At 61.1% G+C, this 11,094-nt stretch carries 12 protein-coding genes; 9 read left to right on the forward strand and 3 right to left on the reverse strand.

The features are described 5' to 3' along the window. Positions 1-123: 123 nt before the first annotated feature. The gene (locus FS320_RS30320; RefSeq protein WP_152716005.1) at positions 124-468 is read right to left on the reverse strand and encodes a hypothetical protein; all 345 of its coding nucleotides are present in this window, start codon (positions 466-468) and stop codon (positions 124-126) included. Positions 469-761: 293 nt separating this feature from the next. On the opposite strand from FS320_RS30320, the gene FS320_RS30325 reads away from it, so the two are divergent. From FS320_RS30325 to FS320_RS30335, 3 genes are all read left to right on the forward strand, one after another. Next, positions 762-1,562, forward strand: a complete 801-nt coding sequence (locus FS320_RS30325; RefSeq protein ID WP_152716007.1) for a hypothetical protein — start codon at positions 762-764, stop codon at positions 1,560-1,562. Between the two features lie 93 nt (positions 1,563-1,655). Continuing rightward, positions 1,656-2,012 carry an MliC family protein gene (locus FS320_RS30330; protein ID WP_152716009.1) on the forward strand — a complete coding sequence of 119 codons (357 nt, stop codon included), beginning with the start codon at positions 1,656-1,658 and terminating at the stop codon, positions 2,010-2,012. 157 nt (positions 2,013-2,169) lie between these two features. Beyond that, positions 2,170-3,519, forward strand: a complete 1,350-nt coding sequence (locus FS320_RS30335; protein WP_152716011.1) for an amidohydrolase — start codon at positions 2,170-2,172, stop codon at positions 3,517-3,519. 78 nt (positions 3,520-3,597) lie between these two features. Here FS320_RS30335 and FS320_RS30340 read toward each other — a convergent pair whose 3' ends face one another. Continuing rightward, positions 3,598-4,563, reverse strand: a complete 966-nt coding sequence (locus FS320_RS30340; protein WP_152716013.1) for a tyrosine recombinase — start codon at positions 4,561-4,563, stop codon at positions 3,598-3,600. Positions 4,564-4,695: 132 nt separating this feature from the next. Continuing rightward, complete coding sequence (locus FS320_RS30345) at positions 4,696-5,691, reverse strand: substrate-binding domain-containing protein (protein WP_162003346.1); 996 nt, start codon at positions 5,689-5,691, stop codon at positions 4,696-4,698. A gap of 291 nt (positions 5,692-5,982) precedes the next feature. Between FS320_RS30345 and FS320_RS30350 the strand changes: the two genes are divergently transcribed. The 6 genes from FS320_RS30350 to FS320_RS30375 all read left to right on the forward strand — a co-directional run. Further along, the gene (locus FS320_RS30350; RefSeq protein ID WP_152716021.1) at positions 5,983-6,687 is read left to right on the forward strand and encodes a 6-phosphogluconolactonase; all 705 of its coding nucleotides are present in this window, start codon (positions 5,983-5,985) and stop codon (positions 6,685-6,687) included. After that, on the forward strand, positions 6,674-7,453 hold the full coding sequence (locus tag FS320_RS30355; protein ID WP_152716016.1) for a sugar isomerase domain-containing protein: 780 nt from the start codon (positions 6,674-6,676) through the stop codon (positions 7,451-7,453). Before FS320_RS30350 ends, FS320_RS30355 begins: the two co-directional genes overlap by 14 nt. Continuing rightward, complete coding sequence (locus FS320_RS30360; RefSeq protein ID WP_162003347.1) at positions 7,450-8,601, forward strand: amidohydrolase family protein; 1,152 nt, start codon at positions 7,450-7,452, stop codon at positions 8,599-8,601. Before FS320_RS30355 ends, FS320_RS30360 begins: the two co-directional genes overlap by 4 nt. Beyond that, positions 8,598-9,851: a neutral/alkaline non-lysosomal ceramidase N-terminal domain-containing protein gene (locus tag FS320_RS30365; protein WP_152716018.1), complete on the forward strand. Its 1,254-nt coding sequence runs from the start codon at positions 8,598-8,600 to the stop codon at positions 9,849-9,851. The genes FS320_RS30360 and FS320_RS30365 overlap by 4 nt, the downstream gene beginning before the upstream one ends. A gap of 41 nt (positions 9,852-9,892) precedes the next feature. After that, on the forward strand, positions 9,893-10,882 hold the full coding sequence (locus FS320_RS30370; RefSeq protein ID WP_420846794.1) for an ABC transporter substrate-binding protein: 990 nt from the start codon (positions 9,893-9,895) through the stop codon (positions 10,880-10,882). Between the two features lie 31 nt (positions 10,883-10,913). After that, positions 10,914-11,094: helix-turn-helix domain-containing protein (locus FS320_RS30375; RefSeq protein ID WP_152716020.1), on the forward strand; the 181-nt coding region annotated here is incomplete at its 3' end.

Raw genomic sequence — 11,094 nt, forward strand, 5'->3', positions numbered from 1 at the left:
CATCCCGTCCCTGCCAACGCGTTCCCCACGTTCCAGACCTTGCCGCGGTGAAAGAAACGCAGCGGATCGGCACGTCCGCGCTACCAAATAGGCCCCGAAACAAACTCTGGTGAATAGGAACGGCTAGCGGAGAATACGCGTAGAGCAAGCGACGAACCTTGCCTGCTCAAAGCCGCTTTTGAAGGCTGCTGCATAGACAGCCGCGGCTCGCCTGACCTCATCAAGTGAGCAATCCCGCGGCATGTGAAAAAGCACCGTCTCGCCGGCGTAGTCCTCGACAAGCCAATCACTCGAGATCGGATCACGAACGATCACCATGTTTTCATCGGTCACATGGCCGCCCTCGATCAGTTCCCCGGGCAATTCCTGGTTGGCATCGTTGGTGTGACGGATCGGAACCTCATTGTCGTTGGCCCCGTCCTTAATGCCGGTAACACAAGGGTGCCATCCACTAGGTGCGCGAGCCATGGCCCTGTCCTGTGGTCCATTCCTGCCCCTGTTATACCCTAGTCCGATCTGAGGAGTCCCCGGAGCCGAGAGCTTATCCCCTGACGGTTTGAGCCAAGGCGTGGATGTTCACGGATCTGAGGTTGACCAAGCATCCCTGGGGATGCGGCGTTTCTCGCACTCTCTACAAGAAACATCCTATGGTGGTTTGCGAAGCCGCTTGGGGAATTCAAATAGCACTCCGCAATGGACACACCCGCGCCTAGCGACCTCGACAAGCATTGGGACCCGTTACGTGTCCCCGCAGTTGTAACGTGATCCGTTCAAGGCAGGACATTACCACTTATCAGCTCCTGTTTTTACTGGGCATTAACCAAGAGCACAAAAACACCTGCATTGTGGCGGCCGCCTGCCTGAGCCAGTCCATTTCAGCCTCTTTGTCGCCCAAACTCACCCGTCCGAATGAGCAGCGCTGGATTTCGACCATGTTGCGTATGGGGGAGTTGCCCATGTTCCGAGAGTCTGCATCGCGTTTATCGAACGTACACCGCGGTCTTATTGTGGCTCTTAGCCTGTCAGCCGCCGCAGGATGGGCCTCCTTTGCTCTGTCAAGGCACGCGTCGGTCGAGATGGATCGCCAGCTTCGCAACCAGGTTGCAGGCGTGCAAGCAACTCAAAGTCAGCTTCTTGCCGAAAGGACGAAGACCCAAGCTTCACTCTCGGAGATACCACAGCTCCGTCGAGAGCTCGCAACGGCACGAAGTGAGGTCAATCGGCTTTCTCAGGCACGCGATCCAACCCTGGCGGATCTTCCTCCTGTCAGGCCTGATGCCAAGGGTGCGAACCTCCGGTCGAATGACGCCAACGATGACGTATCCAGGACTGGGTCCATTGGAGAGAAGACCAACAAGACCCAACAGGACAAAGCAGTCTCAGCGAAACCGCCGGAGAAACAGCATCGCAATCAGCAGATTGTGGCGGTCGGGATCGCGGCACTGAGTGGACAAAAACTAGCTGAGAAACCCCAGAGCGGTAAAGCACTAACCGTTATCAGTGAGCTGGATACAGCAACCCTGCGCCAGCTGGCGAAGTCAGCGGAGGCGCCGGTGCGGTAGAGAACATCCTTGTCGCTGTTGCGTTCGCTGTCGGGGCTGAGCCAACCAGCGTCATTAGGCTGATCTGAGCTTCCTTTGGGAGGAGCGTGAGCCATGAACAGAAGCTGTCTGACGGGACTGCTGTGTTCGCTTCCCACGATCTGCGTTGCGGCTGATGTCGTGATCCGCCTGCCGCAAGCCCCGTCGGTTCGGATGGATATCGTTACCTATGCGTGCCAGGGCCTGCCGCAGATCAGGGTCGAGTACATCACCGCGGGCTCCAACGCCCTTGCCGTTGTACCCGTCTCCGGAGAGGCGCTGGTGTTTGCCGGCGTGCTGTCCGGGTCTGGAGCCCGGTATGCGGCAGGCCCTTACTTCTGGTGGACCAAGGGGACCAGTGCGGACCTCTACGACCAGCGGCAAGGAGACAGCGCGAAGCCGATCGGCTGCCAGGAGGTCGGACGTGTCTGATCCAGAAAGCCCAAGTCGGCGTGGGGCTGCTTAGCGCAAAGGTCGCAACCTTCAAGAGGCCTCTCCGGCATGCCAGATCTGCGGATTGCGCCGACAACATAACCCTATCCAGGCCTGCGGTTTTTCGGCACGCTGATGCGAACAGGGAGACAGAGCCATGCCGCATCCTCTTCGGTCATTTGCGTTTGCCACCTCGCTGGTCGCTCTTACAGCGCTAACAACCACCCCGTCCCGGGCTCAAGCTCCTGTTCCTGACCTCGAGCAGCAGATCCGCTCCCGGGCGGCACAGATTGAGGACAAACTGATTGCTTGGCGGCGCGATATCCACCAGAATCCCGAACTCGGCGAGCAGGAGACCCGGACAGCCGGCCTTGTGGCCGAGCACCTCTCAAAGCTCGGGCTTGAGGTAAAGACCGGTGTCGCGCGCACCGGGGTGGTGGCTGTGCTCAAGGGGGCGAAGCCCGGCCCAGTGGTGGCGCTCCGGGCCGATATGGACGCTCTGCCGGTCAAGGAACCCGAGGGGCTGCCCTTTGCCTCCAAGGCCAAAGGGAGATATCTCGGCCGTGACGTCGATGTCATGCACGCCTGCGGCCACGACGCCCATACGGCCATCCTGATGGCCGCTGCCGAAGTGCTTGCTGGCATGAAGGACCAGCTGCCCGGAACGGTGAAGTTCATCTTCCAGCCTGCGGAGAAGGGGCCCAGCCTCTATGCCGCCTTCACCGGCAAGATCTGGGGCGCCAAGGCGATGATCAAGGAAGGCGTGCTGCAGGATCCAAAGCCTGATGCGGTGTTCGGTCTACATGTCACATCCGGTCTGCCTAGCGGCCGGATCGGCTACCGGGCCGGGGCGGCTAACGCGAGTGCGGACGAGCTGCGGATCAAGGTCACGGGAAAGCAAGGCCACGCGGGCTATCCATGGCGCGCCGTCGATCCTGTGACAACAGCCTCCCAGATCGTGCTGGGGCTACAGACAGTCGTCAGTCGCCGCACTGACCTGATGAAGTCGCCGACGGTCGTGAGTGTCTCGACCATCAACGGAGGCTCGCGGTTCAACATCGTGCCGGAAACGGTGGAAATGAGCGGCACCATCCGCACCTATGATGCCGGCGGGCGGGCTCAGGTTCATAACGATATCCGTCAGATATCCGAGAACATTGCAGAGAGCGCAAACGCCAAGGCAGAGGTCGAGGTGATCGAGCTGTATGACCCGCTCGTGAACCACGACAAAATCACAGCCCGCATGGCGCCGGTGCTCGAGCGAGCTGCGGACGGCGATGTCGTTGTTACTGAGCGCTCCGGAGCTTCCGAGGATTTCTCGTTCTTCCTGAACGAGGTGCCTGGCCTGTTCTTCAATCTCGGCATCGTGCCGAAGGATCAGGACCCGAGCAAAGCCGCTCCGAACCACAGCCCGAATTTCTACGTCGACGACAAAGCCCTGGTCGTAGGTGTCAGGGCCTTGGCTGCCGTGACGGTGAACTACTTAGCCGCGGCCAAGACAGATTGACGGGACGATCGTTGAGTCTGATCTGGCGCGTTGATCCACTTTGGGTCTGGTGATCCTCGGAATGCCGCAGCACGCTGTTCACGCGGCAGTCGTGCGCTCGTCCCGTTCATCTTCATTGAGCGGGTGGAGATCGCGGACCATCTGGTGGAGGCGGGAGGTGTCGAGATGGGTATAGATCTGGGTGGTCTCGATGCCGGCGTGTCCCAGCAGCTCCTGCAGCACGCGCAGATCGGTGCCGCCCGAGTGCATGTGGGTGGCAAAGGCATGCCGCAGCACGTGCGGCGACACCCGCTCCGGGTTCGCTAGCCCCACCGCCACGGCAGCTTCCTTGATCTCGAGCAGGGCGGCCTGCCGCGTCAGGGCCTTGGATCCGTTGCGCACCGAGTGGAACAGCCACTGGCTCGGCTTGCCTCCAGAATACGCGCTGGCGAGCTTCTGCCATTGGGCAATGGCCTCGATGGCACGATCGTGCAGAGGCACGAGCCGCTGCTTGTCGCCCTTGCCGCGCACCAGCAGCATCCGGGTCCCGGGTGGTGCCGCGTCTGACGGCAGGGACAGGGCCTCGCTGATGCGCATGCCAGAGGCATACAGGGTCTCGAACAGGGCGGCCCGTCGGGGATAGCCGGCCTGACGGTAGAAACCGACCGAGGGATCGGCAGCGAGCGTGTGGGCCGTCTCCAGGAGCGCCTCGGTCTCGGTAATCGACAGGACGAAGGGCAGCTTCCGGGGCCGGCGCATGGTAGACAAATTGCTCGTGGGATCACGGGAACCGAGTTCTTCCGCGATCAGGAACTTGTGCAAGCCGCGCGCCACTGTGATCCTTCGGGCCATGGTCGATCCGGCATAGCCGCGCTGATCGAGAGCGGAGATGTAATCTCGGATTTGCTCCAAGCCGACGTCATCCAGTCTAAGCCCGTTCTCGTCGAGCCAGGCGAGATAACAGTTCAGATCATCGGTGTAGGTGTCGATGGTACCGGCCGAGGCCCCGAGCTCTGTTGCCAAGGCATCGAGCCAGAGCTGGGCCAGCCGCTGATTGGTCCGCATGGGATCCTCCTGTGAGAGGACCCTGCCACGGCATAGGTTACAAACTTCTTGTCAAAACACTAATTATGCGAAATTTTATATCGTTATAATCAGTGCCTTCCCTACGAGGTTCAAGTGGCAGTACCTTTCCCATCACTCATTGTGGCCGATGGTTGTATTGCGGACGACTAAGTGGGTGTCCAACACATACCGGATGTCACGGGCTGACTGGCTTTGAAGCAACTCGACGAGCAGTGACAACGCCGCCTTGCCAGCCTCCACAGACCGGTTCGAGACCGTTGTCAGAGACGGATATGTAGCGGCGCCTAGCACATCGTCGCACCCGATAACGCCGAAATTGCCAGGGACACTGATCTTCCGATCCGCCAGTCCAGCGAGAATCCCCTGCGCCGTTAGATCATCGAATGCGATCGCAGCCGTGGCTCCCGTAGCCATGATTGCCGCTACAGCCTCACGCCCTGCGTCATAGCTCGGTACGACGGCGGCTACTATGTCGACTTTCAATCGGAGGCGCTCGGCCGATTTACGCACCGCGAGGCGGCGCTGCTTATTCGACCATGATGTCGCCGGTCCCGCGACATAGACGATGTGCTGGTGTCCGAGCTCCGCCAGATGGGCCACCGCCTCGCGCACACCAGAGCCGCTATCGATCAGAACACGAGGAATACCATCGACATCCCGATTGATCAGAACCAAGGGCCGCTGAGCAGCATGGGCTCGGATGCGTTCGTCTGACAAGCGCGATGAAGCGAGGATAAGCCCCTCAACCTGACCTACGAAACGACCCACAAGTTTGTCTTCCTGTTTTGGGTCTTCATCCGAATTGCCGAGAAACACACAGAAGTCCGACCGGTCAGCCTCCATTTGAGCAGCCCGGATCAAAGGCGGGAAGAATGGATTGGCAATATCAGGAACAATCAGCGCAACATTCCCATGGCGTCCTGTACTCAGGGCGCGGGCCGTCTGGTTGGGCACATATCCAAGCTTCTCGGCAGCATCCAGGACGCGCCTGACCGTCTCAGGGCTTAGCATCTCCGGGCGAGTGAAGGCACGAGAGACGCTGGAGCGGGCGACGCCCGCTGCCTCCGCCACGTGCTTGATGGTCAGCTTCTCTTTCTGCCCACTCACCGTTGTCCCTTTAATACCAAACGCCGGCAGGCAGTACCGGCCATCTCATTCGAGTTCAATGCCCAACCCTCTCTTCAGGATGAAATCGCGCTAGTCTACCCGTTGACATGCAACCGGTTGCAAGGTTTAGTTCATGCCATCGACAGAGTCAGAGTACAAGAGTTCACCTCATAGCTAGGCAGGCCGCATTAAGAGGCTATTGTGACGGATACTCATGCCCAGCCCCCTACCCCAGTGAGCCATCGCACCGTCGATCGGCTTCGTGTCCAGAGCTACCGCACGCGGGCAGAGATGGGGGCCGCCAGCGCCAGCGCGATTGCGACAGAACTCCGAGAGCGGCTAAGCCGACAATCGCAAGTGCGAATGATTTTTGCTGCCGCGCCTAGCCAAACTGAAACCCTTCGTCGCCTTCGGGAGGAGCCGGGCATTGCATGGGACCGGGTAACGGCCTTTCATATGGATGAATACATAGGTCTTCCGGCTGATGCACCGCAGCGTTTCGCGCATTGGCTTGATGAAGCCCTCTTTGCTCATCTCCCCTTCGCGGCGGTACATCACATTGTCCCCGAACCGGATCCTGCCGCGGCGGCGGAGGCCTATGCGGCTCGCCTTGCCGAGGCGCCCATCGACGTCGTCTGCCTCGGGATCGGCGTAAACGGCCATATTGCTTTCAATGACCCTCCCGTAGCGGATTTCCATGACCCGCTCGACGTCAAGATTGTCGCTCTTGATGAGACCTGCCGCCAGCAGCAGGTCGATGATCAGTGCTTCGCGCGTTACGAAGATGTTCCTGACCAAGCATTGACGCTGACGATCCCGCGCCTCTTGCGAGCTGATCGCCTGTTCTGCATCGTCCCGGGTTCCGTTAAGCGGGATGCCGTACGTCGGAGCCTCTATGGGCCCGTAGCGACCAACTGCCCGGCCAGCATCCTGCGTCAGCAGGCCCACTGCGCCCTTTATCTCGATGCGGAGTCCGATCCCGATGCTGAACGGTGAGCTCACCGATGCCGATGCCCTCTGTGCCTCCTATCTCGCGTCCACAACGGACCTGATGCAGCGCATCCTGACCGAGGAGCGCACCGCGACAGACAAGGCCGCCGCTCGTCTCGCCGATCAGATTGCAGCCGATCGCCTGATTCATATCTTCGGCCCGGGCGGACATTCGAACCTCGCTGCGCAGGAAGTGTTCTTCCGCGCGGGAGGCCTGATGCATGTCAGCGCCATTCTTGACGAGGGAACGCTGCTCTCCAATGGGGCTCTGCGCTCCATGGCGATCGAGCACACGCCCGGCTACGGCAAGGTCGTGATTGCGAACCAGCGGCTCGGCCAAGGTGACCTTCTCGTTCTTGTCAACGCCTATGGGATCAACGCGGCTCTCATCGATGCCGCCATGGAAGCCAAGGCGCGCGGCGTGTTTCTCATCGGCATCAGTTCGCGTGAGCACGCCAGCAACACCTCACCCGAGCATCCGGCTCGACATCCCACCCGTCAGAACCTGCACGAACTGGTCGATATCGCCGTGGATACTAAGGTCCCCATTGGTGATGCGGTCGTGCGCGTTCCCGGCATGAGCCAGGACATTGCTGCGATTTCAACATTTGCCAATGCCTTCGCACTCAACTGCCTGGTAATCCGCACCGTATCAAAGCTCATCGAGCGCGGCATTGAACCGCCTGTGTGGAGGAGCGGCAACGCCCCAGGTGGCGACGAAGCCAATGCGCGCTTCATTGCGAATTTCCACAATCGGGTCAGAGCTCTGTGAACTCGTCCGGCGATATTGTCGGACGCAATCCCGCGACCGGTGAGGCCATCGCCATTACGGTCGAGGACGGCGTCATCGCCTCGATCCAGACTGTGGATGGCGCCGGTCATGATTATGTTGCACCCGGCTTGATCGACCTGCAGGTGAACGGCTTCGCGGGCCTTGATCTGAATGACGGCCACCTTACGCCAGAGCGGGTGAAGACGCTGGCGGACCATATGCTCTCGGCAGGCGTCACGACCTTTCTGCCGACCCTGATCACCGCGCCGGAGGCAGACATCATCCGTGCGTTGACAGTCATTGCGGAAGCCCGCCGCCGCTTTCCATCGGTGGCCAGGATGGTTCCGTTCGTTCACGTGGAGGGCCCGTCCATTTCAGCGATTGACGGGCCGCGCGGCGCTCATCCAATCGCCCATGTGAGAGCGCCCTCCCTTGCCGAGTTTGAGCGTTGGCAGGCGGCAAGCTCGGGCCTCGTCGGACTTGTCACGCTAGCCCCTGAGCAGCCCGGAGCAATCGATTATATCTCGGCTCTCGTGCAGCGTGGCGTCCGTGTGGCTCTCGGCCACACAGCCGCCTCGCCTGAGGAGATCCATGAAGCCGCCGCGGCAGGAGCGAGCCTGTCCACACATCTGGGCAACGGCGCCGCGGCCACCCTGCCCCGACACCCCAACTTTTTATGGAGCCAACTCGCAGATGACCGTCTGACCGCAACCTTCATCGCTGACGGTCATCATCTCCCGGCCGACACGTTCAAGGCGATGGTTCGAGCAAAGGGTCTCGAGGGAGCCATCCTGGTTTCGGACGCGGTCGCCCTCGCTGGCATGCCACCTGGTCTTTACGAGCAGCCTGTTGGCGGCAATGTCGAGGTCACTGCCGACGGACGTGTCGGTATTGCCGGCACCCCATATCTCGCCGGCGCCGGGTTGCCGCTTTGCGCCAATGTCGCCATCGCCATACAGATGGCAGGGCTGACGCTCGGCGACGGTCTCAGGCTCGCGACGGAGAATCCCGGTCACATTGTAGGCGGCCGAGGCCGTCTCGCCGTTGGTGCTCCGGCTGATCTGATGCAATTCGCCTGGCAGGAGGGAAAGCCCCGGCTCGAGGTCTTGGCCGTCTGGCTGCGAGGCGAGCAGGTTTTCTCGCAATGATCCGTGCCGGAACCGCCCTTGTGGACATCACGCCTCCAGCAGGTCTTGCCCTCTCGGGATTTGCGGCTCGCAGTGAGCCTGCGCTCGGCGCGCATGATCCGCTGACAGTACGTGCAATCGTCGTGGAGGATACCGCCCTCGTGGTCGCCGACGTGATCGGCCTTCATGGCGACATGGCACGGCGCGTCCGAGAAAAGTGCGTGCTGCCTGCCGACAATGTGGTCGTCGCGGCACTGCATACGCATGGTGGCCCCGTCTCCATGATAGGTCGCCTGAGCCATCAGGCTGACACAGCCTATCTTGAGCGCCTGGAAGCTGCATGTGTGCACGCGATCGACCAAGCGGCGGCGTCCACCCGGCCCGCCCGTCTGACCGCCGGATGGGGTACGGACCCCGGAGTGACCCGAAACCGTCGCCGTGCCGATGGCACGATCGACTCTTGCTTGCCAGTTCTGCGCATCCGGGACACTGACGGCGGCCTCATCGCAATGATCACGGCCTATGCCTGTCACCCAGTGGTGCTCGGCGCCGACAACCGGCTTTGGACGGCCGATTACCCGCACTATGTGCGCGAGCGCCTTGAGGCCGCCAATCCAGACGCCATGGCATTGTTTCTCACTGGATGCGCGGGAGACGCCAATACAGGTCACTCGGCACACGCTTCCATCAGCCTCGCATCCAGTACATATCGCAGCTTCGAGTCTGCACAGGCTTATGGCGAGCGGATTGCGGACGCGGCTTGCCAAGCCGGCGAGGTCCCCCTGGGAGAACACGTCTCAGTGGCGAACCACATCCTACACCTCGGATTTGAGCGACGCGAGACGGAGGCCCCAGAGGCCTTGGCGGAGCGTTGGTATCGCGAGCGGGGGACCGCGGATCCCGCCCGTGCAGCGTTGCTCACCCACTGGATTGCCTGGGCAACAGAAATGGCAGGGCGCTCTCTGGAACCAGTTGAGGCGCGCGTCTCCGTGTTGAACTGGGGAGGAGTACCGATCGTTGCCCTTCCGGGAGAGATCTTTGCAGAGACGGCGCTGCAGATTCGCCAGAGCATACCATGCAAACCGAGTTTCATAATTGGATTTGCGGAAGACAATCCCGGCTACATCCCTCCAGAGTCCGAGTATGCGTTCGGTGGATATGAGGTTGACGAGGCACATCGCTACTATGGCCTGCCAGCCACCTTCGCCGCCGGATCGGCCGAAGCTTTGGCCGAAGCGGCTATTGCTCTTCTGACTCGGAGAACTCTCTGACCGGAGCGGGATAAGCGCCTGCCGGCCCGCAGGTTGGCTGCTTGACCCGCAACCGGTTGCATGAGAACCTTCCGTTTGCCAGCTTCGACACCATAAACCAGGGGAACGGGATGATCGACGCGCTGAATTCTGCCATCACAACATCACTGGAGCGGCGTCTCGGCCGCGCGGCTTTGCTCGGCTCGGCCTTGGGAGCGTTCATGCTAGGCGGGCTTTCTGCCGCGTCAGCGCAGACCGTCACCGTCTGGAGCGGCTATCCAGAAATGGCGCCGTTCTACGAGCACGTGGCCCAGGGCCTCAAGGCCAAGCACCCGAACCTCAACGTCAAGGTCGAAGCCATCGCTCTTCGCGAGCATGAGAAACGCATCGCACTGGGCCTTACCTCCGGCGTTGCCGGTGCAACCGTGATTGAGCTCCAAGGCTCTACTGTTCGCCGCTATCTCGAGAACGACCTCCTGCCAAAGGCTCCGGATGCAGTGGCCAGCTTCGTCAAGGACAAGGCCAATTTCGACGAGTTCTTCACGTCGAACGCAAGCTATGAAGGTGCAGTCTACGGCGTGCCCCTGTTCCGCGGGCAGGCTGCGCTGTTCTACAACATCGATATGTTCAAGGCGGCCGGGCTAAGCACGCCCCCCAAGACCATGGACGAGTACACCCAGTATGCCGAGAAACTGACCAAGCGAGGTCCCGACGGCAATCCGACAATTTCCGGCTGGAGTCTGCGCCTTACCGGCGGCGGGCAAGGCATCGCTGAGAAGTTCTGGATCAATCTATTCCAATATGGCGGCTCGGTGCTGGAGCCTACATCCGACGGCAAGTGGCGCGCCAATTACGCCAACGAGGCCGGCCGCGCGACGCTCAAGCAATACCTGCAGAATGTACATGTTCTCAAGACTGTCACGCCCGAGATGCCGGCCGACGCAGAGGCTTTTGAGCGCGGCCAGACCGCCATGTTCATCCGCGAATCCTGGGTAATTGGCGATATTGCCTCCAAAGCACCTAATGATCTTCACGAAGGTGGTGTAACATAGGGCGGTGTCGGTCCTCGTGAGGAGGTGCGCGATGGATGGCAATGTGTGGCGGCCGGCGCATCTGACGCCGGGGCAAATGGAGGAACGCCGTCTGGAGGCCGCGCGGCTGTTGCGGCAGGGGCGGCTCTCCCAAGCCGAGATCGCCCGACAGCTGGGGGCCAGCCGGGCCAGTGTTTCGCGCTGGGCCGCCACCCTCGCCCAGGATGGCCAGC

This window comes from Microvirga tunisiensis (assembly GCF_009296175.1).
In the GTDB taxonomy this organism is placed as follows: Bacteria; Pseudomonadota; Alphaproteobacteria; order Rhizobiales; family Beijerinckiaceae; genus Microvirga; species Microvirga tunisiensis.